Annotated in this window: 23 protein-coding genes; 12 read left to right on the top strand and 11 right to left on the bottom strand. The window is 62.4% G+C overall.

Annotation, left to right across the window (positions count from 1 at the left end):
• Positions 1 to 14 precede the first annotated feature (14 nt).
• From hutI to AC19YR_RS04335, 9 genes are all read left to right on the top strand, one after another.
• Entirely contained in the window at positions 15 to 1220 is a 1206-nt protein-coding gene (gene hutI / locus AC19YR_RS04375; protein ID WP_095108864.1) for an imidazolonepropionase, read from the top strand.
• Positions 1221 to 1229: 9 nt separating this feature from the next.
• Positions 1230 to 2030, top strand: a complete 801-nt coding sequence (gene hutG, locus AC19YR_RS04370) for an N-formylglutamate deformylase (protein WP_500597328.1) — start codon at positions 1230 to 1232, stop codon at positions 2028 to 2030.
• Between the two features lie 248 nt (positions 2031 to 2278).
• Positions 2279 to 3250 carry a prolyl aminopeptidase gene (gene pip, locus AC19YR_RS04365; protein WP_095108866.1) on the top strand — a complete coding sequence of 324 codons (972 nt, stop codon included), beginning with the start codon at positions 2279 to 2281 and terminating at the stop codon, positions 3248 to 3250.
• Positions 3247 to 3684, top strand: coding sequence for a D-aminoacyl-tRNA deacylase (dtd, locus tag AC19YR_RS04360; protein WP_500597326.1), 438 nt, complete (start codon positions 3247 to 3249; stop codon positions 3682 to 3684). Before pip ends, dtd begins: the two co-directional genes overlap by 4 nt.
• Before the next feature lie 321 nt (positions 3685 to 4005).
• Positions 4006 to 5733: a glucan biosynthesis protein G gene (locus AC19YR_RS04355; protein ID WP_500597324.1), complete on the top strand. Its 1728-nt coding sequence runs from the start codon at positions 4006 to 4008 to the stop codon at positions 5731 to 5733.
• Entirely contained in the window at positions 5726 to 8296 is a 2571-nt protein-coding gene (gene mdoH, locus AC19YR_RS04350) for a glucans biosynthesis glucosyltransferase MdoH (RefSeq protein ID WP_500597322.1), read from the top strand. The genes AC19YR_RS04355 and mdoH overlap by 8 nt, the downstream gene beginning before the upstream one ends.
• 257 nt (positions 8297 to 8553) lie before the next feature.
• Positions 8554 to 9351, top strand: coding sequence for a transporter substrate-binding domain-containing protein (locus AC19YR_RS04345; RefSeq protein ID WP_095109003.1), 798 nt, complete (start codon positions 8554 to 8556; stop codon positions 9349 to 9351).
• Positions 9352 to 9499: 148 nt separating this feature from the next.
• Positions 9500 to 10459, top strand: a complete 960-nt coding sequence (locus AC19YR_RS04340; RefSeq protein ID WP_095108870.1) for an amino acid ABC transporter permease — start codon at positions 9500 to 9502, stop codon at positions 10457 to 10459.
• Complete coding sequence (locus AC19YR_RS04335; RefSeq protein WP_095108871.1) at positions 10452 to 11186, top strand: amino acid ABC transporter ATP-binding protein; 735 nt, start codon at positions 10452 to 10454, stop codon at positions 11184 to 11186. The genes AC19YR_RS04340 and AC19YR_RS04335 overlap by 8 nt, the downstream gene beginning before the upstream one ends.
• Positions 11187 to 11219: 33 nt before the next feature.
• Here the strand turns inward: AC19YR_RS04335 and AC19YR_RS04330 are convergent, their stop codons facing one another.
• The 11 genes from AC19YR_RS04330 to ubiE all read right to left on the bottom strand — a co-directional run bounded on the left by AC19YR_RS04330 (position 11220) and on the right by ubiE (position 21576).
• On the bottom strand, positions 11220 to 13127 hold the full coding sequence (locus AC19YR_RS04330; protein ID WP_095108872.1) for a methyl-accepting chemotaxis protein: 1908 nt from the start codon (positions 13125 to 13127) through the stop codon (positions 11220 to 11222).
• A gap of 340 nt (positions 13128 to 13467) precedes the next feature.
• Positions 13468 to 15384, bottom strand: a complete 1917-nt coding sequence (locus AC19YR_RS04325) for a methyl-accepting chemotaxis protein (protein WP_500597320.1) — start codon at positions 15382 to 15384, stop codon at positions 13468 to 13470.
• A gap of 124 nt (positions 15385 to 15508) precedes the next feature.
• Positions 15509 to 16216: a 16S rRNA (uracil(1498)-N(3))-methyltransferase gene (locus AC19YR_RS04320; protein WP_500597318.1), complete on the bottom strand. Its 708-nt coding sequence runs from the start codon at positions 16214 to 16216 to the stop codon at positions 15509 to 15511.
• Entirely contained in the window at positions 16213 to 17013 is an 801-nt protein-coding gene (gene tatC / locus AC19YR_RS04315; RefSeq protein ID WP_095108875.1) for a twin-arginine translocase subunit TatC, read from the bottom strand. Before tatC ends, AC19YR_RS04320 begins: the two co-directional genes overlap by 4 nt.
• Positions 17010 to 17402 (bottom strand): Sec-independent protein translocase protein TatB, encoded by a 393-nt coding sequence (gene tatB / locus AC19YR_RS04310; RefSeq protein ID WP_095108876.1) that lies wholly within the window; start codon positions 17400 to 17402, stop codon positions 17010 to 17012. Before tatB ends, tatC begins: the two co-directional genes overlap by 4 nt.
• An 11-nt stretch (positions 17403 to 17413) precedes the next feature.
• Positions 17414 to 17689 carry a twin-arginine translocase TatA/TatE family subunit gene (locus AC19YR_RS04305; RefSeq protein WP_095108877.1) on the bottom strand — a complete coding sequence of 92 codons (276 nt, stop codon included), beginning with the start codon at positions 17687 to 17689 and terminating at the stop codon, positions 17414 to 17416.
• 27 nt (positions 17690 to 17716) lie between these two features.
• A complete protein-coding gene (locus AC19YR_RS04300; protein ID WP_095108878.1) occupies positions 17717 to 18049 on the bottom strand; it encodes a phosphoribosyl-ATP diphosphatase in 333 nt (110 codons plus the stop codon).
• On the bottom strand, positions 18042 to 18440 hold the full coding sequence (gene hisI, locus AC19YR_RS04295; RefSeq protein ID WP_095108879.1) for a phosphoribosyl-AMP cyclohydrolase: 399 nt from the start codon (positions 18438 to 18440) through the stop codon (positions 18042 to 18044). The genes AC19YR_RS04300 and hisI overlap by 8 nt, the downstream gene beginning before the upstream one ends.
• A gap of 141 nt (positions 18441 to 18581) precedes the next feature.
• A complete protein-coding gene (gene ubiB / locus AC19YR_RS04290; RefSeq protein WP_095108880.1) occupies positions 18582 to 20186 on the bottom strand; it encodes a ubiquinone biosynthesis regulatory protein kinase UbiB in 1605 nt (534 codons plus the stop codon).
• The gene (locus AC19YR_RS04285; protein ID WP_095108881.1) at positions 20183 to 20806 is read right to left on the bottom strand and encodes a ubiquinone biosynthesis accessory factor UbiJ; all 624 of its coding nucleotides are present in this window, start codon (positions 20804 to 20806) and stop codon (positions 20183 to 20185) included. The genes ubiB and AC19YR_RS04285 overlap by 4 nt, the downstream gene beginning before the upstream one ends.
• Positions 20806 to 21576: a bifunctional demethylmenaquinone methyltransferase/2-methoxy-6-polyprenyl-1,4-benzoquinol methylase UbiE gene (gene ubiE / locus AC19YR_RS04280; protein WP_095108882.1), complete on the bottom strand. Its 771-nt coding sequence runs from the start codon at positions 21574 to 21576 to the stop codon at positions 20806 to 20808. The genes AC19YR_RS04285 and ubiE overlap by 1 nt, the downstream gene beginning before the upstream one ends.
• Before the next feature lie 150 nt (positions 21577 to 21726).
• On the opposite strand from ubiE, the gene AC19YR_RS04275 reads away from it, so the two are divergent.
• The 3 genes from AC19YR_RS04275 (at position 21727) to AC19YR_RS04265 (ending at position 23382) form a co-directional block, all read left to right on the top strand.
• Complete coding sequence (locus tag AC19YR_RS04275) at positions 21727 to 22002, top strand: polyhydroxyalkanoic acid system family protein (RefSeq protein WP_095108883.1); 276 nt, start codon at positions 21727 to 21729, stop codon at positions 22000 to 22002.
• A 155-nt stretch (positions 22003 to 22157) separates the two neighbouring features.
• Positions 22158 to 22580 (top strand): phasin family protein, encoded by a 423-nt coding sequence (locus AC19YR_RS04270; RefSeq protein ID WP_500597315.1) that lies wholly within the window; start codon positions 22158 to 22160, stop codon positions 22578 to 22580.
• Between the two features lie 10 nt (positions 22581 to 22590).
• Positions 22591 to 23382, top strand: coding sequence for a phasin family protein (locus AC19YR_RS04265; protein WP_500597314.1), 792 nt, complete (start codon positions 22591 to 22593; stop codon positions 23380 to 23382).
• Positions 23383 to 23401: the final 19 nt, after the last annotated feature.

Below are 23401 nucleotides of genomic sequence, written 5' to 3'. Positions count from 1 at the left end.
TTATGGAGGCTGTAATGAAGACTCTTTGGCAGCATTGCCACGTCGCAACCATGGCCCAGGGTACTTACTCGATCATCGAGGATGCCGCCATCGTGACGTCCGGCGCGCACATCGAGTGGATCGGCCCGCGTGGCGCGCTGCCGGCGGGGCATTACCCCCATGTCGAAGACCTCGCGGGGGCCTGGGTTACGCCGGGCCTGATCGACTGCCACACCCACGCGGTGTTCGGCGGCAACCGCAGCGGTGAGTTCGAACAACGCCTGCAAGGTGTGAGCTACGCTGAGATCGCCGCCCAGGGCGGCGGCATCGCCAGCACCGTGCGCGCTACCCGGGCTGCCAGCGAAGACGAACTCTTCGCCAGCGCCCGCAAACGCCTGCACAGCCTGCTGCGCGACGGCGTGACCACGGTGGAAATCAAGTCCGGCTACGGCCTGGACCTGGCCAACGAGCGCAAGATTTTGCGGGTGATCCGCCGCCTCGGCGAGCAGTTGCCAGCCACGGTGCGCAGCACCTGCCTGGCGGCCCACGCCTTGGCGCCCGAATACGCCGGGCGCGCCGACGCCTACATCGAGCATATCTGCGCCGAAATGCTCCCGGCCCTGGCGGCTGAAGGCCTGGTGGATGCGGTGGATGCGTTCTGCGAGTACCTGGCGTTCTCTCCAGCCCAGGTCGAGCGGGTGTTTATCGCCGCGCAAAAACTCGGCTTGCCGGTGAAGCTGCACGCCGAGCAACTGTCGTCGCTGCACGGTTCGAGCCTGGCGGCGCGCTATCAGGCGCTGTCGGCCGATCACTTGGAGTTCATGACCGAAGCCGACGCGGCGGCCATGGCCACGTCCGGCACGGTGGCGGTGTTGCTGCCCGGGGCGTTCTACTTTCTGCGCGAAACCCAGTTGCCGCCCATGGATGCCCTGCGCAAGCACGGCGTGAAAATCGCCATTGCCAGCGACCTCAACCCCGGTACATCGCCGGCGTTGTCGTTGCGCCTGATGCTGAACATGGCCTGCACCTGTTTTCGCATGACCCCGGAAGAGGCCCTGGCCGGCGCTACCCTGCACGCGGCCAAGGCCCTGGGCCTGGAGCACAGCCACGGCTCATTGGAAGTGGGCAAGGTGGCAGATTTCGTGGCCTGGCAAATCGATCGGCCGGCCGACCTGGCGTATTGGCTGGGCGGTGACCTGGAAAAACGCGTCGTGCGCCACGGCGCCGATGTCACGTTGTAGGAGAGGGCAGTGGATAAGGTTCTGAACTTCAAACAAGGCCGGGTGCCGCTGCTAATTAGCATGCCCCACGCAGGCGTGCGCCTGACCCCGGCGGTCGAGGCCGGCCTGGTGCCGGCGGCGCAAAGCCTGCCCGATACCGACTGGCACATTCCGCAACTCTACGAGTTTGCCGCCGAACTGGGCGCCAGCACCCTGGCCGCCGAGTATTCGCGTTTTGTCATCGACCTCAACCGGCCCGACGACGACAAGCCTTTATATGTCGGCGCCACCACCGGGTTGTACCCGGCGACGCTGTTTGACGGCCAGGCGTTGTTCCGCCCGGGGCTGGAGCCCAGCGCCGAGGAGCGTGCCACCTACCTGGCGCAGATCTGGGCGCCGTACCACCGCACCCTGGCGCAGGAACTGGCCCGGCTCAAGGCTGAATTTGGCTACGCGCTGTTGTTCGATGCCCACTCGATCCGCTCGGTGATCGGCCATCTGTTCGACGGTAAGTTGCCGGATTTCAACCTCGGCACCTTCAACGGCGCCAGTTGCGACCCACAGTTGGCGGGCAGGCTGGAGGCCATCTGCGCCGGGCACCCGGCCTATAGCCATGTGCTCAACGGGCGCTTCAAGGGCGGGCACATCACCCGCCACTACGGCAACCCGGCCGAGCATATCCACGCCGTGCAACTGGAGCTGGGCCAGTGCACTTATATGGAAGAGTTCGAGCCGTTCCGCTACCGCCCAGACCTCGCCGCGCCCACCCAAGTGGTGCTCAAGGAACTGCTGCAAGGGCTGCTGGAATGGGGGCAAAGGCGCTACGCCTGAGTGGCGCGGCCATCGTGGGCAGGCTCGCTCTCACCCCCAGTGAGTGGTGCTTGAAACTTAGGTGAAAACCTGTGGGAGTACGCCTGCTTGCGATCGGTTTTTTCAACCAGTACACAGGCGCGCTGACGTGGCACACGCCCGCTGCCACAGGTCAGGGCATGCTCATTACGCGATTCGGGTTTATGATGCCCCACGGCAGATTAATGGAAGTCCCCCCCGGGCGGACCCGACCCCTCACGGAGCGCGCAATGCAGACTTTGTACCCGCAGATCAAACCCTACGCCCGGCACGATCTGGCCGTCGATGACATCCACACCCTGTACGTCGACGAAAGCGGCTCGCCACAAGGTTTGCCGGTGGTGTTCATCCACGGTGGCCCGGGTTCCGGGTGCGACGCGCAAAGCCGCTGCTATTTCGACCCCAACCTGTACCGCATCGTCACCTTCGACCAGCGCGGTTGCGGGCGCTCCACGCCCCACGCGAGCGTGGAAAACAACACCACCTGGGATCTGGTCGCCGACCTTGAGCGCATCCGCGAGCACCTGGGCATTGAAAAATGGGTGCTGTTCGGCGGTTCCTGGGGCTCGACCCTGTCCCTGGCCTACGCCCAGACCCACCCGGACCGTGTACTGGGGCTGATCGTGCGTGGGATTTTCCTGGCTCGCGAGCAGGACATCGAGTGGTTCTACCAGGTGGGCGCAAGCCGTCTGTTCCCCGACTACTGGCAGGATTACATCGCCCCTATCCCGCTGGACGAACGCGACGACCTGCTAGGCGCTTTCCACAAGCGCCTCACCGGCAACGACCAGATCGCCCAGATGCACGCCGCCAAGGCGTGGTCGCTGTGGGAGGGCCGCTGCGCCACGTTGCGCCCCAACCCGCTGGTGGTCGACCGCTTCAGCGAGGCGCAGCGTGCCTTGTCGATTGCCCGCATCGAATGCCACTACTTCACCAACAACACGTTCCTTGAGCCCAACCAACTGATCCGCGACATGCACAAGATCGCCCACTTGCCCGGGGTGATCGTGCACGGGCGCTACGACGTCATCTGCCCGCTGGACAATGCCTGGGAACTGCACCAGAACTGGCCCAATAGCGAGTTGCAGATTATTCGCGATGCCGGCCACGCCGCCTCCGAGCCGGGTATCACCGATGCCCTGGTACGGGCGGCCGATCAAATGGCCCGGCGCCTGCTCGACCTGGCGCCCGAAGAAGCATGAAGGGCCTGTTGCAGCGCGTACGCGGTGCGCGGGTGGAAGTGGCGGGGGAGGTGGTCGGCGCCATCGACCAAGGGCTGTTGGTATTGGTGGCCATCGAGCCCCAGGACACCCGCGCCAGCGCCGACAAACTGCTGCACAAGTTGCTCAATTACCGGGTGTTCAGCGATGCCGACGGCAAGATGAACTTGTCCCTGGCCCAGGTGGAGGGCGGCTTGTTGTTGGTGTCGCAGTTCACCCTGGCCGCCGACACCCACAGCGGCCTGCGCCCGAGCTTTTCCACCGCCGCGCCGCCGGCACTGGGTGAGGAACTCTTTGGTTATTTATTGAGCAAAGCGCAGCAGGTGCATGGCAATGTGGCATCAGGTAGATTTGGTGCCGATATGCAGGTGCATTTGGTCAATGACGGCCCTGTGACCTTTCTCCTACAGGCCTGAAAGCGCTTGAAACATGTTTTTACGGCTGTTTCGGCCCGAAAGCGGGGGGTTTACCCATAAATACTTTGTTACCCCTGATGCGTTGTCACGCGGCCTACTAGATAATCGCGCGCTACGGGGATCAGCGTTCGTTGGTCCATTTTGATTTAGGTAGAGACTTGTCCGGAACCGCGTGGGGAATCATTTGCCCCCCGCGGAGTCCGAACAATGCTCGCCAACTTGGCAAAAGTGGCATGCGGGGTCGGATTTTTCATACAGCCGACCGCGACGGCACTTTATCTGGCCGTTGGTTTTTTGATCTGTTTTCGGCGAGGGTTGCTCGTGATTGTTAGTCCCTGTAATGCACCAAAGTTGTCTGCCAAACGGTTTCGTAACGCACTGGCGGCGGGTTCTGCCCTGCTTTGCCTGCTCAGCGCCGGTCAAATATGGGCATTCAACCTGGATGATGTAGCGGCCAAGGCCAAAGAGTTGGCGGCACAAAAGTACGAAGCCCCGCGCAGCAATCTGCCGAACGAATTTCGTGAAATGAAGTTCGCGGACTATCAGAAAATTCGCTTCCGTACCGAAAAAGCCGAATGGGCCGATCAGAAAACCCCGTTCAAGCTGTCCTTCTATCACCAGGGCATGCACTTCGATACGCCGGTGAAAATCAACGAAGTGACGGCCAATACCGTCGAACCGATCAAATATGATCCGACTCGCTTCGACTTCGGCGACGTCAAGTTCGACCCCAAAGCCACCGAACAACTGGGTTACGCGGGTTTCCGCGTGCTGTACCCGATCAACAAGGCGGACAAGCAAGACGAGATCATGACCATGCTGGGCGCGAGCTACTTCCGCGTCGTGGGCAAGGATCAGATCTACGGCCTCTCGGCCCGTGGCCTGGCCATCGATACCGCGTTGCCGTCCGGTGAAGAATTCCCCCGTTTCACCGAGTTCTGGATCGAACGCCCGAAAACCGGCGACAAGCACCTGGTGATCTTCGCCTTGCTGGATTCGCCGCGTGCCACGGGTGCCTATCGCCTGATCCTGCGCCCGGGCAGCGACACGGTCGTTGACGTCAAGTCGCGCATGTACCTGCGTGACAAAGTCAGCAAACTGGGCATCGCCCCGCTGACCAGCATGTACCTGTTCGGCGCCAACCAGCCGTCGAAAGTACTCAACTATCGCCGCGAACTGCATGACTCCAGCGGTCTGTCGATCCATGCCGGCAACGGCGAGTGGATCTGGCGCCCACTGAACAACCCTAAACACCTGTCGGTGAGCAACTTCTCTGTGGAAAACCCGCGCGGTTTCGGCCTGTTGCAACGCGGTCGCCACTTCAGCCACTACGAAGACCTCGACGACAACTACGAAAAACGCCCAAGTGCCTGGATCGAGCCGGAAGGTGACTGGGGCAAAGGCACCGTGGACTTGGTGGAAATCCCTACCGCCGACGAGACCAACGACAACATCGTTGCGTTCTGGAGCCCGGAAAAAATGCCCGAGCCAGGCCAGCCGCTGGATGTCAGCTACCGCCTGCACTGGACCATGGACGAAGCCGCCCTGCATTCGGATGACAGCGCCTGGGTCATGCAGACCCTGCGTTCCACCGGTGACGTGAAGCAGTCCAACCTGATCCGCCAACCCGACGGCAGCGTGGCCTACCTGGTGGACTTCCAGGGCCCGTCCTTGGCCAAGTTGCTGCCGGACGCCACCGTGCGTAGCCAGGTCAGCGTCGGCGACAACGCCGAAGTCGTCGAAAACAGCGTGCGCTACAACCCTTACACCAAGGGCTGGCGCCTGACCCTGCGCCTGAAGATCAAGGACGCGGGCAAGGCTACTGAAATGCGTGCCGCCCTGGTGCGTGACATGGTGGTCGCCGAGCCGGTGCAAGACACCGCGCACGTCATCAAGGCTGACAAGGTCGCGGCCAAGCAAAGCGAAAAAACCGCGAAGAAGGACCCGCAGCCGGAAACGGCACCTGCGGCCACCGCCACCCCGGAGCCGGTCAAGACTGAACAAGTGCTGACCGAGACCTGGAGCTACCAGTTGCCAGCCGATGAGTAACCCTCAAGCCCGGCCAGAGACTCTGTTCGAGTACCTGGCGCACCTACCGCTGAGTGACGAGCAACGCGCCGAATTGGCGGGTTGCCGGTCGTTCAGCGAGCTGCACGAACGTCTCTCGTCCGCGTCTTTCGACGCCCCCGCCGAGGCCGCCCAGGCTTCGGTGGGCAGCCGTTTGCTGCTCAACAGCGCCGAAGAGCTGGAAGAGGCCGAGATGCTGGCCCTCGATTCGGCAGGCCGGGTGTGCCTCAAGGCCACGCCGCCGATCCGCCGCACCAAAGTGGTGCCGGAGCCGTGGCGCACCAATATCCTCGTGCGTGGCTGGCGGCGCCTGACCGGGCGCAGCAACCCGCCGTTGCCGCCCAAGGACGAGCGCGTCCTGCCGGCGGCGCGCTGGCGCACTGTCGGTTCGATCCGTCGCTACATTTTGTTGGTGTTGATGCTGGGCCAGACCATCGTCGCGGGCTGGTATATGAAAGGCATCATGCCTTACCAGGGCTGGTCCTTCGTTGACCTTGAAGAAGTCCTGCACCAACCGCTGATGCAAACCGCCACCCAAGTGCTGCCCTATGCCTTGCAAACCAGCATCCTGATTCTGTTCGGGATTCTGTTCTGCTGGGTGTCGGCCGGTTTCTGGACGGCGCTGATGGGCTTCCTCGAGTTGCTCACCGGCCACGACAAATACCGCATCTCCGGGGCCAGCGCCGGCAACGAGGCGATCCCGGCCAATGCGCGCACCGCGTTGGTGATGCCGATCTGCAATGAAGACGTGCCCCGGGTATTCGCTGGCCTGCGCGCCACCTTCGAGTCGGTGGCCGCCACGGGCGATCTGGACCGCTTCGACTTCTTCGTGCTCAGCGACAGTAACGACAGCGACATCTGTGTGGCCGAGCAACAGGCCTGGCTGGACGTCTGCCGCGAAGCCAAGGGCTTTGGCAAGATTTTCTACCGTCGCCGTCGCCGTCGGGTTAAGCGCAAAAGCGGTAACCTCGACGACTTCTGCCGTCGCTGGGGCGGCGACTACAAGTACATGGTGGTGCTCGACGCCGACAGCGTGATGAGCGGCGAATGCTTGACCAGCCTGGTGCGCCTGATGGAAGCCACGCCGGACGCTGGGATCATCCAGACCGCGCCCCGTGCCTCTGGCATGGACACTCTCTATGCGCGCATGCAGCAGTTCGCCACCCGCGTATATGGCCCGTTGTTCACCGCCGGCCTGCACTTCTGGCAGTTGGGCGAATCCCACTACTGGGGCCACAACGCCATTATCCGGATGAAGCCGTTCATCGAGCATTGCGCCCTGGCGCCATTGCCGGGCAAAGGCGCGTTCGCCGGGGCGATCCTGTCCCACGACTTCGTTGAAGCCGCGCTGATGCGCCGTGCCGGTTGGGGCGTGTGGATCGCCTACGACTTGCCCGGCAGTTATGAAGAACTGCCGCCCAACCTGTTGGACGAACTCAAGCGTGACCGTCGCTGGTGCCACGGTAACCTGATGAACTTCCGCCTGTTTTTGGTCAAGGGCATGCACCCGGTGCACCGCGCGGTGTTCCTGACGGGGGTGATGTCTTACCTGTCGGCGCCGTTGTGGTTCTTCTTCCTCGTGCTGTCCACCGCGCTGCTGGCGGTCAACACGCTGATGGAGCCGCAGTACTTCCTGGAGCCGCGCCAGCTCTATCCGCTGTGGCCGCAATGGCACCCGGACAAAGCCATCGCGCTGTTCTCCACCACCATCGTGCTGCTGTTCCTGCCCAAGTTGCTGAGCATCATCCTGATCTGGGCCAAGGGTGCGAAAGAGTTCGGCGGCAAGTTCAAGGTGACCCTGTCGATGCTGCTGGAGATGCTGTTCTCCATGCTGCTGGCGCCGGTGCGCATGATCTTCCACACCCGTTTCGTGCTGGCCGCGTTCCTGGGCTGGGCCGCAACCTGGAACTCGCCGCAGCGTGACGACGATTCCACGCCGTGGAGCGAAGCGGTCAAGCGCCACGGCCCGCAAACCCTGCTCGGGTTCTTCTGGGCGCTGTTGGTGATCTGGCTCAACCCAAGCTTCCTCTGGTGGCTGGTGCCGATCGTCGGTTCGCTGATGCTGTCGATCCCGGTATCGGTGATTTCCAGCCGTGTGGGCCTGGGCCTCAAGTCCCGCGACGAAAGCCTGTTCCTTATTCCCGAGGAATACGCCCCGCCCCAGGCCTTGCTCGCCACCGACCAGTACACCCATGAAAACCGCTGGCACGCCCTCAAGGACGGTTTCATCCGTGCCGTGGTCGACCCGCAGCAGAACGCCCTGGCTTGTGCCCTGGCCACGTCCCGTCACGGGCAGGCCGAGCCGATAGAGGCGCTGCGCACCGAACGGGTGAGCCATGCCCTGAAAGTCGGCCCGCAAGGGCTGGCCAACAACGAACGCCTGGCGCTGCTCAGCGACCCGGTCGCCCTGGCCCGTTTGCATGAGCAGGTCTGGAGCGAAGGGCACGAAGCCTGGCTCAGTGCCTGGCGGCAGTCGATCAAGGCTGACCCCCATGCGCCGTTGCTGCCGCTCAAACCGGCCATCACCCAGGCGTTGCCCGCCTGACCTGAACCCCGCGACCTGAACCTCGCGGGGTTTTTGTTTGTGGGGCGACGGGTTTCACGGCTCTATGTTGGGATACGTCCTACGGCTATTTGTGCTTCAAGCAACAACAATTGCCGCCCAGACCTTTGTGCCGTCGGGGGAGTGGGTTAGCATCGCTCCCCGTATGGGTGTCACAAAACTATGTATCTGCCGGTTTCCCACAAGGAAACCCAAGGCGCACTCGCCTCAAACAATAAAATGGCTTAGGGGACTTGATGATGAAGAAGTATCTTTCGATGCTGCTGCTCGGCGTCACGGCACTGGTTTCGGTCAACGCGGCGCAGGCTGGCGCCATCGACGACGCGGTCAAGCGCGGCACGCTGAAGGTGGGCATGGACCCGACCTACATGCCGTTCCAGATGACCAACAAACGCGGCGAGATCATCGGCTTTGAAGTGGACCTGCTCAAGGCCATGACCAAGGCCATGGGCGTCAAGCTGGAAACCGTTTCCACCGGCTACGACGGCATCATCCCGGCCCTTCTGACCGACAAGTTCGACATGATCGGCAGCGGCATGACCCTGACCCAGGAACGCAACCTGCGCCTGAACTTCAGCGAACCCTTCATCGTGGTCGGCCAGACGTTGCTGATCCGCAAGGAGCTGGAAGGCACCATCAAGTCCTACAAAGACCTGAACAGCGCTGACTACCGCATCACCTCCAAGCTCGGTACCACTGGCGAAATGGTCGCCAAGAAGCTGATCTCCAAAGCCAAATACCACGGCTACGACAACGAGCAGGAAGCTGTGCTCGACGTGGTCAACGGCAAGGCTGATGCCTTCATCTACGACGCGCCGTACAACGTGGTCGCGGTGAACAAGGTCGGCAACGGCAAACTGGTGTTCCTCGACAAGCCGTTCACCTTCGAGCCCCTGGCCTTCGGCCTGAAGAAAGGTGACTACGACAGCCTGAACTTCATCAACAACTTCCTGCACCAGATCCGTGAAGACGGCACTTACGATCGCATCCATGACAAGTGGTTCAAAGACACCGCTTGGCTCAAAGACATGGAGTAAGGCTATGCAGGGCGGTGGGGTGTCAACGGCAACCCGCTGCCCTTGTCGCGAGCAGGCTCGCTCCCACAATTGACCTACTCGGTCCGGTGTGGGAGCGAGCCTGCTCGCGATAGAGGCCTCCCAGGCGACATACATTTCGGATCCTGCAATGAAACAAAAAAAAGCCCAATGGCCCTGGCACGTTTTGACCGTGCTGGTGCTGATCGGCCTGGCTGGCGCGTTGTATTACGCCACCTCGCTGATGTCATACGAATGGCGATGGAACCGCGTTCCCCAGTATTTCGCCTACCACGCTGAAGAATCCCAACGAGCGGCAGAGATTTCCACCGTCAGCGAAGTGGTGCGCAACGGCGGCAAGGCGCAAGTGACCCTGCGCAACGACGCGGGGGCCGAGCAGCACGTGACGGTCGACGACAACAGCCTGCAAGTGGCCCGCGGCGATGACGTGGCCGAAGGCGACGTGATCGGCGTAACCCGGCACTGGGCGGCCGGCCCGCTGCTGTGGGGCTTGTGGACCACGCTCTGGCTGTCGGTGGTGTCCGGCGTGCTGGGCCTGGTGATCGGCCTGGCCACGGGCCTGTGCCGGTTGTCGAAAAACCCGACCCTGCGCGACCTGTCCATCGTCTACATCGAGTTGGTGCGCGGCACGCCGCTGCTGGTGCAGATCTTCATCTTCTACTTCTTCATCGGCACGGTGCTCAACCTGTCCCGGGAGATTGCGGGCATCGCTGCGCTGTCGCTGTTTACCGGCGCCTATGTGGCGGAAATCATCCGCGCCGGGGTGCAGTCCATCACCCGTGGCCAGGACGAGGCGGCCCGTTCTCTGGGCCTGAGTGCTGGCCAGTCGATGCGCCATGTGGTGCTGCCGCAAGCCTTCAAGCGAGTGCTGCCACCGCTGGCCGGGCAGTTCATCAGCCTGGTCAAGGACACCTCGCTGGTGTCGGTCATCGCCATCACCGAACTGCTCAAGAGCGGGCGCGAGGTCATCACCACGTCCTTCTCGCCGTTCGAGATCCTGTTCTGCGTGGCGGGCCTGTACCTGTTGATTAACCTGCCGCTGTCGAAAATCGCCAGCCGGCTTGAGCGGAGGCTCGCGCAAAGTGATTGAAGTCCGCGATCTGGTAAAAGTCTTCGACACCCGCGGCCAAGTCGTGCGCGCCGTAGACCACGTCACCACCCAAGTGGCGAAGGGCGAAGTGCTGGTGGTGATCGGCCCGTCGGGTTCGGGCAAGTCCACCTTCCTGCGCTGCCTCAATGGCCTGGAAGAGTTCGACGCCGGCTCGGTCAGCATCGATGGCCTGCAACTGGCCGACCCCAAGACCGACGTCAACGCCTACCGCCGCGAAGTCGGCATGGTGTTCCAGCATTTCAACCTGTTCCCCCACATGACCGTGCTGGAAAACCTGTGCCTGGCACAGAAAGTCGTGCGCAAGCGCGGCAAGGCCGAGCGTGAGGCCAAGGCGCGGGCGCTGCTGGAGAAGGTCGGTATCGGGCAAAAGGCCAACGAGTTTCCCTCGCGCCTGTCCGGCGGCCAGCAGCAGCGGGTGGCCATCGCCCGGGCGTTGGCCATGGACCCTAAGGTCATGCTGTTCGACGAACCCACCTCGGCGCTCGACCCGGAAATGGTCGGCGAAGTACTTGATGTAATGAAAACCCTGGCCCTGGAAGGCATGACCATGGTCTGCGTCACCCACGAAATGGGCTTTGCCCGGGAAGTGGCAGACCGGGTGCTGTTTTTCGACCACGGCAAGTTGCTCGAAGATGCCCCTCCGGCGGAGTTCTTCGCCGCCCCCAAAGACCCTCGCGCCCAAGCGTTTTTGCGTCAGGTCCTGTAAAGGCGGGCCGGGGCCTTTGGCCCCGGTTCGGCTTCATACCTTGAACTTCTCCACCAATCGCTGCAAATGCGTACCCAAACGCGCCAGTTCGATACTGGACGCTGCGGTCTCTTCGCTGGCCGCCGAAGTTTGCTCGCACACTTCGCGCACATTCATCACATTACGGTTGATCTCTTCGGCCACGCTGCTTTGTTCTTCGGCGGCGGCGGCGATCTGTGGGTTCATTTCCTGGATGCTGGCCACGGTGCGGGTAATGTGGTTCAGCGCTTCCCCTGCACGGCGGGCCAGTTCGACACTGCTGTGGGTCAGGCTCTGGCTGTTGGCCATGATGCTGGCGACCTGTTGGGTGCCGTTTTGCAGGCTTAGGATCAGTTGTTCGATTTCTTCGGCCGATTGCTGGGTGCGCTGCGCGAGGCTGCGCACTTCGTCGGCGACCACCGCGAAACCGCGCCCGGCCTCCCCCGCGCGGGCTGCCTCGATGGCTGCATTGAGGGCCAGCAGGTTGGTTTGCTGCGAGACCGACTTGATGACGTCCAGCACGCTGCCGATGCGGCCGCTTTCCTGCTGTAACTGCTCCATGGCCTGCCCGGAATGGCTGACCTCGCTGGCCAGGTGCTCGATCTGGGCGATGGCTTCGCCGACCACGCGATCGCCCTGGCCAGCATGCTGGTCGGCTTCCACAGCGGCCCGGGAGGCTTGCTCGGCATGTAGAGCCACCTCGCGAGCCGTGGCGACCATCTGAGTCATGGCCGTGGCCACTAATTCGGTTTCTTCCTTCTGGCTGTTGACCCCCGCACTGGTTTGTTCGGTGACCGCCGACAGTTGCTCGGCGGCGCTGGCAATCTGGATCGCGCCTTCGCCGATATCGCCAATCAGGCTGCGCAGGTTCAGCGTCATGTTGTGCATGCTGCGCTGCAGGCGCCCCAATTCGTCGCGGCGCCGGGTGTCGAGGTCCTGGCGCAGATCGCCCTGGGCGATGCGGTTGGCCGCTTGCAGGGTTTGGTGCAGGGCCACGGTGATCCGCGCGGAGATCAGCCACGCGGCGAACATGCCGATCAGGATCGCGACGGCGGTGACCGCGGCCAGCAAGGTGTTGGCGTAATCAGCCTGGTTAGCGGCCTTGCGCAATTGATCCCGGCTCAGATCGCCACTCTCGCTGAGCAGGGCGTCGAGTTGCTGGGCCATTTTTTCATGGGTCGTTTCAGTGCCCAGTTGCGCATCCTTCATGAGGCTGATCTGGGTGCGGTAATCGAGCAGCGCAGCTTTGAGGGGGGCCATGTGGGCGGGCAACGCCTGCAACTGCGCTTCGGCGCGTTCCACGGCAGCGAGGCCGTTGATAACGGTATCGGCGTAGCTTTGCAGGGACGTGGCGATCCAGGCTGGGCTCAGCACATGGTCTTCGACTTGGGCCATAGCCTGGCGCAGTTGCTCTACGGGTTTGAGGGCTTGCTGGTCGTCCTGGTTGGGCAGGTCGCTGGCGAACCGGGCGACGGCTTCGCTGGTGCGCTTGGCGCTAAGTTTGAGTTGGTTGCGGGCTGTTTCGCGTTGCTCGATGGCCGGCGCCAGTTCTCCCAGGCGATTCCTGAAGTTGCCGACATACCCGGCGCTGACTTGGATTTGCCTGAGGTTGACCGGGTCTTTGAGGCGCAGCGCGATACTGTCCAGTTGCTGGTCGATCTTCGCTAGATGGCGGCTGATGGCCTCCAGGTTCTTGGGGGAACTGGAGTCCTGGTAAATGATGTGGGCGTTGCGCAGGTCTTTGCTGCTCAGGCCTAACTGGGCCAGCTCGGTCAGGGTCTGCGAACGAAAGAGCACCGTGCCCAGGGCGCTCCAACCCGTGAGGGCGATGGCCAGGGTCAGGAGCAGGATCAGGCCGAAGCCCAGGGCAAGTTTGAGGGGGACATTGATGTTGTCCACGGCGCGGGTCAGCCAACGAAACATGATGAACCTCCGACGATTCAAGAAGGGCATGGCGCTGCGGCTGACGGGTGTCAGGAGAGGAGCGCATGTCCTTGTTGATCGGCGTCAGCCCTGTAAGCCTCGACCTGAAAATTGCGTAAGAAATTTCAGAAAAAAGCCCTCCGGGCAGAGGGCTTTGGGGGAGGTTTTTTGTGGGTGGCAACGGTCTTACCCCTACCACTCGGTACCGCCACTCAGGGCCGCCATCGGGAGCAGGAAAATGAAAATCCCACCCACACCACAGTTCACCTGTGGGAGCGGGCCTGCCCGCGATGACGGCAGCCCATGCAGAGCCAACCCTGGCTGATGTACCTACGGGGTATCAGACCTTAAACCGCCCCACCAGGCTTTGCAGGTGCACGCCCAGGCGCGCCAGTTCGGCGCTGGAGGCGGCGGTTTCTTCGCTGGCGGCCGAGGTTTGTTCGGACACATCGCGCACGTTGAGCACGCTGCGGTTGATCTCTTCGGCCACGGCGCTTTGCTGCTCGGCAGCGGCGGCGATCTGCTGGTTCATCGCCTGGATCGCCGAGACGGTGCGCGTGATGTTGTCCAGCGAGCCCCCGGCGCGGCGGGTCAGTTCCACGCTGCTGTCGGTGAGGGTGCGGCTGTTGTCCATGATGGTCGCCACCTGCTGGGTGCCGCTTTGCAGGCCGACGATCAGCTCTTCGATTTCCTCGGTGGATTTTTGCGTGCGCTGGGCCAGGCTGCGCACTTCATCGGCGACCACCGCAAAACCACGGCCCGCCTCGCCGGCGCGCGCCGCTTCGATGGCCGCGTTGAGGGCCAGCAGGTTGGTCTGTTGCGCCACCGATTTGATGACGTCCAGCACGCTGCCGATCTTGTCACTCTCGCGTTGCAGATGGCTCATGGCCTCGGTGGAGTTGCCCACCTCGGTGGCCAGGCGTTCGATCTGGGCGATGGCCTCGCCAACGACCTTGTCGCCTTCGCGGGCCTGCTGGTCGGCGGCCACGGCGGCTTCGGAGGCTTCCTCGGCGTTGCGCGCCACTTCCTGCACGGTGGCGGCCATTTCGTGCATGGCGGTGGCCACTTGGTCGGTTTCGACTTTCTGGCTGTTGACCCCGGCGCTGGTCTGCTCGGTCACGGCCGACAGTTCTTCGGCGGCGCTGGCGATTTGCGTCACGCCGTCGCTGATGCCACCGATCAACTCACGCAGGCTCACGGTCATGCGCTGCATGGCCTGTTGCAGTTGGCCGAGTTCGTCGCGGCGCTGCACATCCAGGTCGTGGCTGAGATCGCCAGAGGCCACGCGCTCGACCACTTTGAGGGTCTGCTGCAGGGGCGTGACGATCTGCCGGGTGATGCTCCACGCGGCGAACAGGCCGAAGGCCAGCGCCAGCACGGTGGCTAGCATCAGGGTGCTTTTCGCGCTGGCCGCTTCGCTGTCGCGCTTGGCGGTTTGCGAGACGGTCAGTTGGTTGCTCAGGTCCATCAGGCGCGTGCCCTGGTCGGCCATGTGCTTGAGGGCCGCGACGTTGGCTTCCTGGGCCTGGGCGAACTGGGTGACGGCCACCCGGTAGCCCTTGAGTGCCTCGCTGGCCTGTTGCAGGTGGGCGATGTGCTGCTCGGGCAGCGCGGCGGGCAGGCCGGTGAGGTAGGCCAGGGCGTTGTCGACGGCCTCGAGTGCCGGTTGCAGGGCCTCGGCCTTGGTGCTGAAGGTGTAGCCGCGCACTTGGAAGCGCGCTTGCTGGATCAGCTTGCTCAACTCGATGACGCTGTTGAACTGCGCCACGCTTTCGCCTTGCAGCAGGGATTTTTCCACCTGCGCCACGCTGGCCATCGCCGCATTAGCGGTGGCGATGAGCTGGGCGCGGTTGGCTTCCCGGTTCTGGTTGGCCTCGGCCAAATTGACGAAACCGCGCTTGTACTCGGCCACGGCGGCCTGTTGCTGGCCGATCAGCGTGACGTCTTCGGGGTGGGTGATGTAGGTGCGGGCCTGTTGCAGGCTGGCATCGAGTTTATTCAACAGGTCGCTGACCGCCTCGGTGCCTTGTTCGCCGTGGTGCAGTTCGTAGGTCAGGCGCGCGGCACGCAGGTCTTTGGTCAGTTCATTGAGGCTGGAAATAAAGCCCAGTTTGTCGCCGCGTTCGATCACATGGCCCAGGCCGATCCAACCGGTCAGGGTAATCAGCAGGGTGAGGAGCAGCACCAGGCCGAAGCCGATGCTGAGTTTCAGATTGACACTCACATTTCCCAAGCTATGGGCTAACCACCGGTACATGCTGTAACTCCCTGAAAAGACAACTGGTTCTATAAGGGATTTATCGGCCGTCGCTGTGGGTTCTGTAGGATTTGGATGTAAGACCTTTGTCTGTAACTGGAGCGGCCGCTTGCTACAGGAGCGTTTAGAACAACCGTGAGAGCAGCGCCGTGACGGCGGTTTCGACCCGCAGGATACGCTCGCCCAGTTGCACCGGTTGCAGGCCGGCCTTGGCCAGCAGGTCGATTTCGTAGGGGATCCAGCCACCCTCGGGGCCGATGGCCAGGGTCACCGGTTCGTCGAGGCCGCGCGGGCACGGCGGGTAAGGGCCGGGGTGGCCGACCAGGCCCAGGGTATCGGCGGCCAGGGCGGGCAAGCGGTCTTCGACGAAGGGCTTGAAGCGCTTCTCGATGATGATCTCGGGCAGCACTGTGTCTCGCGCTTGTTCCAGGCCCAGGATCAATTGCTCGCGCACGGCGGCAGGTTCCAGGAACGGGGTTTGCCAGAAGCTTTTTTCCACCCGGTAGCTGTTGACCAGCACCACCCGCGGCACGCCCATGGCGGCGACGGTTTGCAGCACGCGGCGGAGCATTTTCGGCCGGGGCAGGGCCAGCAGCAGGGTCAGCGGCAGCTTGGCCGGCGGCGGTTGGTCGAGGCTGATCTGCAACTCGGCTTCATGGCTGTCCAGGCGCAGCAATTGCGCCGAACCCATCAAGCCGCCAATGCGCCCGACCCGCAAGCTGTCGCCGACGGCGGCGCGGTGTACTTCCTGCATATGGGTCAGGCGCCGCCCGCCCAGCACGGCGCGGTCCGGCGCGATGAAGTCGGCCTCTTCGAGCAGCAGCAGGTTCACGCTTGGGTCGCTGGCGGCTGGTCTTGGGGTTCACTGTCCGAAGGCGGGTCGTCGGGGTGCTCGCCGCGCTTGCTGACCAGGCTGCCAAAGAGGATGCCGATCTCGAACAGCAACCACATGGGGATCGCCAGCAGGGTCTGGGAGAAGATGTCCGGCGGGGTGAGGATCATGCCCACCACGAAGCAGCCGATGATGACGTAGGGGCGGATCTTCTTCAGGTACTTGACGTCCACCACGCCAATCCACACCAGCAGCACCACGGCGACGGGGATCTCGAACGCCACGCCAAAGGCGAAGAACAGCGTCATCACGAAATCGAGGTAGCTGGTGATGTCGGTCATCATCTCGACGCCCGCCGGGGTGGCGGCGGCGAAGAATTTGAAGATCAGCGGGAACACCAGGAAGTAGGCGAACGCCATGCCGGTGTAGAACAGCAGGATGCTCGACACCAGCAGCGGCACGGCAATGCGTTTTTCGTGCTTGTACAGGCCCGGCGCGATGAAGCCCCAGATCTGGTGCAGGATCACCGGGATCGCGAGGAACAGCGACACCATCATCGTCAGCTTCAGCGGCGTGAGGAACGGCGACGAGACGTCCGTGGCGATCATCGTCGCGCCGACAGGCAGGTAATCGCGCAGCGGCGTGGAGACGAAGGTGTAGATCTGCTGGGTGAAGGCAAACAGCCCGGCGAAGATCACGAAAATCGCCGCGACACAGCGCAGCAGGCGGGTTCGCAGCTCGGTGAGGTGCGAGACCAGCGGCATGTGCTGGTCGTGTTCCGGTTTATCAGCGCTCATGGGGCTCGCGGCGGCAAAGTGGGCTCGGAAGCGGCGGTGGTAGCCGCCACGGATTCTGTCGGGGTAACAACCGCAGCAGGCTCGACGCTAGGCGCGGCGGGCGGTTCCTGTACCGGCGGGGTGAACGTGCCGGGGTTTTTCTGCTGCGGGTTGAGGATATTGCGGGCCTCTTGCTCCAACGACAGGATGTGCTCGTTGTGCAATTGCCGGCGAATCTCGTCGGCGCCGATTTCCCGTTCAACTTCATTCTTGATTGCGTTGAAGCTGCGTTTCAGGCGCCCGACCCACAGGCCTGCGGTGCGCGCAGCACCCGGCAGGCGCTCGGGGCCCAGCACCAGCAGGGCGACGAGGCCGACGAGCAGCAGTTCAGAGAAGCTGATACCGAACATTTATTGGGTGCTCACAAGTCTTTGCGGATCGGCTCTTCGACTTTTTGCGCCTGCACGTCGATCGTGTGCGGCTGGCTCAGTGGCGAAGCCTGGGGCTGCACCGGCGGCACGGGTTGCGCCGTGGATGCGTTGGGTTCGGCCGGTTTTTCGTCGTCGTTCATGGCTTTGCGAAAGCCCTTGATCGATTCGCCGACATCGGTGCCCAGGTTTTTCAGTTTCTTGGTACCGAACACCAGCACCACGACAACCAGAATGACGACCCAGTGTTTCCAGTCAAAAATGCCCATGTTGCGTTTCCTCTCTAGAAGTTGAATTCAGGTGGACGGGCGCGAGGCTTTCTCGGTATGCCCGCTGGTGCCAATGCGTCGTTCCAGTTCATCGAGCACGGCCTGCGGGTGCTGCCCCAGTTGGGCGAGCATGACCAGGCTGTGGAACCAGAGGTCAGCAGTTTCGTAGATGACATCGCTGCAGTCACCGCTGATGGCGGCATCCTTGGCGGCGATGATCGTCTCGACCGATTCTTCGCCGACTTTTTCCAAAATCTTGTTCAGGCCCTTGTGGTACAGGCTGGCGACGTAGGAACTGTCGGCGCTGGCGCCTTTGCGCTCTTCGAGCACCTGGGCCAGGCGGGTCAGGGTGTCAGTCATGTTTGTGGTCCGAATAAATGGCGTGCGGGTCTTTGAGTACTGGGTCGACGGTTGCCCAGGCACCGTTTTCAAAGACACGATAGAAGCAGCTCTGGCGGCCGGTGTGGCAGGCGATACCGCCAACCTGCTCGACTTTCAGGATGATGACGTCGGCGTCGCAGTCCAGGCGCAGTTCATGCAAATGCTGCACGTGGCCGGACTCTTCGCCCTTGCGCCACAGCTTGCCACGCGAACGTGACCAATAAATGGCGCGGTTCTCGGCGGCGGTCAATTGCAGCGCTTGGCGGTTCATCCACGCCATCATCAGCACGCGCCCGGTCTTGTGATCCTGGGCGATTGCTGGCACCAGGCCATCGGCGTCCCATTTGATCTCGTCCAGCCAGTTATTCATTTTCAGTTCCTGAAAAAGAGGCGAGCTTGAAGCTTCAAGCTGCAAGTAAAAGCTTACTAACCTAGGTCACGCCGCCGATTCGCTTGCAGCTTGCAACTTGTAACTAATTCGCTTCAGTGTGCCAGCCGATACCCCGGCTGGCTATCGGCGCACGACCAGATACAAGCCCACGGCCACCATCACGCCGGCCGGCCAGTGGCCTGCTTCACCGAGCGGGCCGCCCGCCGCCAGCACCGCGCCACCTGCCAGGTGCGCGGCGCCCAGCAGGCGCAGGAACCAGTCGTCCTTGCGCCGGTGCCAGGGCGGCGCGGGGTCCGCGGCGTGGGGTTGGGACATGCGTTCCAGCAGGTCGCGGGTCATGTTGGCCAGGTGCGGCAATTGCTCGACCTGGCTTTGCAGGTTGCCCAGTAGGGTCTTGGGGCTGACGCGTTCTCGCATCCAGCGTTCCAGGAACGGCTGGGCGGTGTTCCACAGGTCCAGGTCCGGGTAGAGCTGGCGGCCCAGGCCTTCGATGTTGAGCAGGGTCTTTTGCAGCAGCACCAATTGTGGCTGCACTTCCATATTGAAGCGCCGAGCGGTCTGGAACAGGCGCATCAGCACTTGGCCGAAGGAGATGTCCTTGAGCGGCTTTTCGAAGATCGGCTCGCACACGGTGCGGATCGCCGCCTCGAACTCATTGAGCTTGGTCTCGGCCGGCACCCAGCCCGAATCGATGTGCAGTTGCGCCACGCGGCGGTAGTCGCGCTTGAAGAAAGCGAACAGGTTGCGGGCCAGGTAGTCCTGGTCCTGGGGCGTCAGGCTGCCGACGATGCCGCAGTCGATGGCGATGTACTGCGGGCTCCAGGGGTTCACGGTGCTGACGAAAATATTGCCCGGGTGCATGTCGGCGTGGAAGAAACTGTCGCGGAACACTTGGGTGAAGAAAATCTCTACGCCGCGTTCGGCCAGGGCCTTCATGTCGGTGCGCTGGTCGGCCAGGGTCGCCAGGTCGGTGACCTGAATGCCATAGATGCGCTCCATCACCAGCACTTTGGGGCGGCACCAGTCCCAATAAACCTGCGGCACGTACAGCAGCGGCGAGCCCTCGAAGTTGCGCTTGAGCTGGCTGGCGTTGGCCGCCTCGCGCAGCAGGTCGAGTTCGTCGTAGATGGTTTTTTCGTAGTCCTGCACCACGTCCACCGGGTGCAGCAGGCGGGCGTCGGCGGAGAGTTTTTCGGCGGCGCGGGCGAGGATGAACAGCCACGCCAGGTCCTGGGCGATGATCGGCTTGAGGCCCGGGCGAATGACCTTGACCACTACTTCTTCACCGCTTTTGAGCTGCGCGGCGTGGACTTGCGCCACCGACGCGGAGGCCAGTGGTTCGATGTCGAAACGGCTGAAGACGTCGCTGATCTTCTGCCCCAGTTGCGCTTCGATCAGATCGACCGCCACTTGCGAGTCGAACGGCGGCACGCGGTCTTGCAGGCGCATCAGTTCGTCGGCGATGTCTTCGGGCAGCAAGTCGCGGCGTGTGGAGAGGATCTGCCCGAACTTGATGAAGATCGGCCCCAGATCCTGCAACGCCAGGCGCAGGCGCGCGCCACGGCTCAGGTCCAGGGGCTTGCGCGGGAACCAGCGCCACGGCAAGGCATAGCGCAGGGCCAGCAGGAACCAGGGCAATGGGAGGTCGAACAGCAGGTCATCGAGACGGTAGCGGATCACGACGCGCTGGATGCGCAACAAACGGCGGACGGCAAGCAGCTTCATGCGTTATCGCTTGAATCAAGGGATCGGGAAAGGCGCTCGACACGCGCCTCAAGGCGTTCCAGATCGAGTTTGATCCGGTCCAGTTCGCTAAATCGGGCTTCGGCTTCGCGCAGGCCTACAAGGGCACGCGCTTCTTCACTCAGGTACTCGCCCAGGTTCTGGTTCAGGCTGGCGAACCCCTGGCTGTACCAACGGCTGCGGCTGCGCAAATGGCCGCCGATCAACTGCGTGGCGACGGGGCCAAGCCAGCGCGAGAGCTCGTACTCCCAGTCCAGCTCCAGGTCTTGCAGCACGGCGGCCAGGTCCAGCAGCACCGCGCTGTCGCCGTCGAGTTCGACGTCGGGGCCGTGCAGGATCGCGGTCTTGTCCTTGCTCAGGGCCAGGCTCAGCAGGCTCGACGCGGGGGCGCGCAAGGTGCAATCGGCGTCGGCGGCCCAGTTCGCGGCCAGCATCAGGCCTTCATCACTGGGCAGGATGAACAACTGCAAGGCCGGGCTGCGGCAGTCGACGGCGATCACCTTGCCGTTCAAATGACCCAGGCGCGGCAGAGCCGTGCTGTCGAGGCGCAGGACGCGGTTGAGGCCGTGTTCGACCCCCGCCAGCAGGCCGCTGAGCAACATCAGGGCTTGATGCCGCGGTGTAGGGCGACGATGCCCGAGGTCATGTTGTGGTAAGTCACGCGGTCGAAACCGGCCTCGACCATCATCGACTTCAGGGTTTCTTGGTTGGGGTGCATGCGGATCGATTCGGCCAGGTAGCGATAACTTTCCGGGTCGTTGAGGATCAGCTTGCCCACCATCGGCATGAACGCGAAGGAGTAAGCGTCATAGACCTTGGACATCAGCGCGTTGGTGGGCTTGGAGAATTCGAGCACCAGCAGGCGACCGCCCGGCTTGAGCACCCGCAGCATGGAGCGCAGGGCGTCTTCCTTGCGGGTCACGTTGCGCAGGCCGAAGGCGATGGTCACGCAATCGAAGTGGTTGTCGGGGAACGGCAGCTTTTCAGCGTCGGCCTGGACGAACTCGATATTGCCCGCCACACCGCGATCGAGCAGGCGATCACGGCCGACCTTGAGCATGGATTCGTTGATGTCGGCCAGCACCACTTGGCCGGTCGGGCCGACCAGGTGCGAGAACTTCAGGGCCAGGTCGCCCGTGCCGCCGGCGATGTCCAGCACGCGGTTGCCGCTGCGCACGCCGGACAGCTCGATGGTGAAACGCTTCCACAGGCGATGCATGCCGCCGGAAAGCACATCGTTCATCAGGTCATATTTACTGGCGACCGAGTGGAATACTTCGGCGACTTTTTCCGCTTTCTGGCTTTGCGGGACGTTTTTGAAGCCGAAGTGAGTGGTAGGTTCGGCATCACTGCCTTTGTGCGAATCAGTCATATCGCTGTCACCAAAAGAGAATGCCGGCCATTCTAATCCCGGTGGCGGGCTTTGTCTTGGCAAGGCTGAAGGTAAGATAGGCAATCGCCGGGACGTTTTGACGCAGGTCAGGATCGATCCGGCAAACCCCGATAAAACAGGAGTCAGCCAATGGCCCGTATAAATGTTGAGCGTGCCCACGACCTGGGTTTGCAAGCCGCCCGCGAGAAAGCCCAGGTACTGGTGCAGAAACTGGCCGACCAGTATGGGCTGCAGCCCCAGTGGGCGGGGGACACGGTAAAACTCAAGCGCTCCGGGGTCGCCGGCGCGGTGGAAGTAGGCGAGAAGTCGATCCGGGTGAATGTGGAGCTGGGGCTGTTGATGTCGGCGATGAGCGGCACCATCAAGGCCGAAATCGAAAAGGCGTTGGACAAGGCGCTGGCCTGAGTGGGGTTTTGTGTGGGCGCCGGCTCGCGCCCGCAAAGACTGTTTGTGATGTACGTCAGTTGTTAGGGTGCCGTTTCTAATTAATCTCACTACTTTGTGCCCTAGCCCCAATTTCGTGGGCGGTTCCTCAAACCTTTTTGCGCGTGAGGTGCACCATGGCCAAAGTAAGTCTGAAGAAAAAAGTCGATGCTCAGCCAACCACTCTGAGCGAAGTTAAATCTTATGCCCGCAAGATCTGGTTGGCCGGCCTGGGTGCCTACGCCAAAGTCGGCCAGGAAGGCACCGAGTATTTTCATGAGTTGGTCAAGACTGGCCAAACAGTTGAAAAGAAAGGCAAAAAAGTTGTGGCTGAACAACTGGAAGCCGCTAATAGCCAAATCGATAACGTCAAAGATGATGTTGGCAGTTTCAAAGGCCGGGTCGAAGTTCAACTCGATAAAGTCGAAAAAGCTTTTGACGCCCGTGTCGCCAGTGCCTTGAATCGCTTCGGCATTGCGTCTAAACATGATGTTGAGACACTCTCTGCTAAGCTCGTTGGGCTGACGGCATTGCTCGAACGTGTCGCGCGTAAACATTAAGGAGAACGGGATGGCTGTTAAAAAGAAGTCTGAGAAAGAAGGCAACTCGTGGATCGGGAAAGTCGAAGACTACTCCCGCAAAATCTGGCTTGCTGGTTTAGGCGTGTATTCCAAGATCGATGCTGACGGTTCCAAGGTATTTGAAAGCCTGGTCAAGGACGGCGAAAAAGCCGAGAAACTGACCAAGAGCGTTCTGGGCAAGAAAGTGGATGCCGCCAAGGACTCCGCCAGTTCGGCCAAGTCCCGCGTCGGTGATGTCAAAGACCGCGCCCTGGGCAAATGGGGCGAGTTGGAAGAAGCCTTCGACAAACGCCTGAACAGCGCCATTTCCCGTTTGGGTGTCCCGAGCCGCAATGAAGTGAAGGCGCTGCACAGCAAGGTCGATACCCTGACCAAGCAGATCGAGCGCCTGACCGGTGCCTCGGTCAAACCCGTCGCGGCGAAAACCGCAGCGGCCAAGCCTGCGGCAAAAACCGCGGCCAAGCCTCTGGCCAAGGCTGCTGCCAAACCAGCCGCTAAAGCAGTAGCCAAACCGGCGGCGAAAACCGCAGCCGCCAAGGCTGCTGCAAAACCGGTGGCCAAGCCTGTCGCGGCCAAGGCTGCGGTAAAACCTGCTGCCAAGGCCCCGGCCAAACCGGCAGCGGCGAAAAAACCAGTCGCCAAGAAGCCTGCCGCGCCTAAACCCGCGGCCGCCAAGCCAGCCGCAGCAGCCAAGCCTGCTGTGGCCAGCCCGGCGCCGGCAGCAGCGCCAACGCCCGCCCCGACTGTGGCGCCAACCCCGGTGCCAACCAGTCAGTCCTGATTTTTCAGGGCATGCCAAA

The sequence above is a fragment of the Pseudomonas sp. MF08817 genome (genome assembly GCF_059862705.1).
This window is presented reverse-complemented; position numbering and strand designations above follow the sequence as displayed.

What these genes read in the sequence shown, in the direction of transcription:
- hutI (WP_095108864.1), top strand. Translation starts at nt 15, where the DNA reads ATGAAGACTCTTTGGCAGCATTGCCACGTCGCAACCATGGCCCAGGGT.
- pip (WP_095108866.1), top strand. Translation starts at nt 2,279, where the DNA reads ATGCAGACTTTGTACCCGCAGATCAAACCCTACGCCCGGCACGATCTG.
- dtd (WP_500597326.1), top strand. Translation starts at nt 3,247, where the DNA reads ATGAAGGGCCTGTTGCAGCGCGTACGCGGTGCGCGGGTGGAAGTGGCG.
- mdoH (WP_500597322.1), top strand. Translation starts at nt 5,726, where the DNA reads ATGAGTAACCCTCAAGCCCGGCCAGAGACTCTGTTCGAGTACCTGGCG.
- AC19YR_RS04345 (WP_095109003.1), top strand. Translation starts at nt 8,554, where the DNA reads ATGAAGAAGTATCTTTCGATGCTGCTGCTCGGCGTCACGGCACTGGTT.
- AC19YR_RS04340 (WP_095108870.1), top strand. Translation starts at nt 9,500, where the DNA reads ATGAAACAAAAAAAAGCCCAATGGCCCTGGCACGTTTTGACCGTGCTG.
- AC19YR_RS04330 (WP_095108872.1), bottom strand. Translation starts at nt 13,127, where the DNA reads ATGTTTCGTTGGCTGACCCGCGCCGTGGACAACATCAATGTCCCCCTC.
- AC19YR_RS04325 (WP_500597320.1), bottom strand. Translation starts at nt 15,384, where the DNA reads ATGTACCGGTGGTTAGCCCATAGCTTGGGAAATGTGAGTGTCAATCTG.
- tatC (WP_095108875.1), bottom strand. Translation starts at nt 17,013, where the DNA reads ATGAGCGCTGATAAACCGGAACACGACCAGCACATGCCGCTGGTCTCG.
- tatB (WP_095108876.1), bottom strand. Translation starts at nt 17,402, where the DNA reads ATGTTCGGTATCAGCTTCTCTGAACTGCTGCTCGTCGGCCTCGTCGCC.
- AC19YR_RS04305 (WP_095108877.1), bottom strand. Translation starts at nt 17,689, where the DNA reads ATGGGCATTTTTGACTGGAAACACTGGGTCGTCATTCTGGTTGTCGTG.
- AC19YR_RS04300 (WP_095108878.1), bottom strand. Translation starts at nt 18,049, where the DNA reads ATGACTGACACCCTGACCCGCCTGGCCCAGGTGCTCGAAGAGCGCAAA.
- hisI (WP_095108879.1), bottom strand. Translation starts at nt 18,440, where the DNA reads ATGAATAACTGGCTGGACGAGATCAAATGGGACGCCGATGGCCTGGTG.
- ubiB (WP_095108880.1), bottom strand. Translation starts at nt 20,186, where the DNA reads ATGAAGCTGCTTGCCGTCCGCCGTTTGTTGCGCATCCAGCGCGTCGTG.
- AC19YR_RS04285 (WP_095108881.1), bottom strand. Translation starts at nt 20,806, where the DNA reads ATGTTGCTCAGCGGCCTGCTGGCGGGGGTCGAACACGGCCTCAACCGC.
- ubiE (WP_095108882.1), bottom strand. Translation starts at nt 21,576, where the DNA reads ATGACTGATTCGCACAAAGGCAGTGATGCCGAACCTACCACTCACTTC.
- AC19YR_RS04275 (WP_095108883.1), top strand. Translation starts at nt 21,727, where the DNA reads ATGGCCCGTATAAATGTTGAGCGTGCCCACGACCTGGGTTTGCAAGCC.
- AC19YR_RS04270 (WP_500597315.1), top strand. Translation starts at nt 22,158, where the DNA reads ATGGCCAAAGTAAGTCTGAAGAAAAAAGTCGATGCTCAGCCAACCACT.
- AC19YR_RS04265 (WP_500597314.1), top strand. Translation starts at nt 22,591, where the DNA reads ATGGCTGTTAAAAAGAAGTCTGAGAAAGAAGGCAACTCGTGGATCGGG.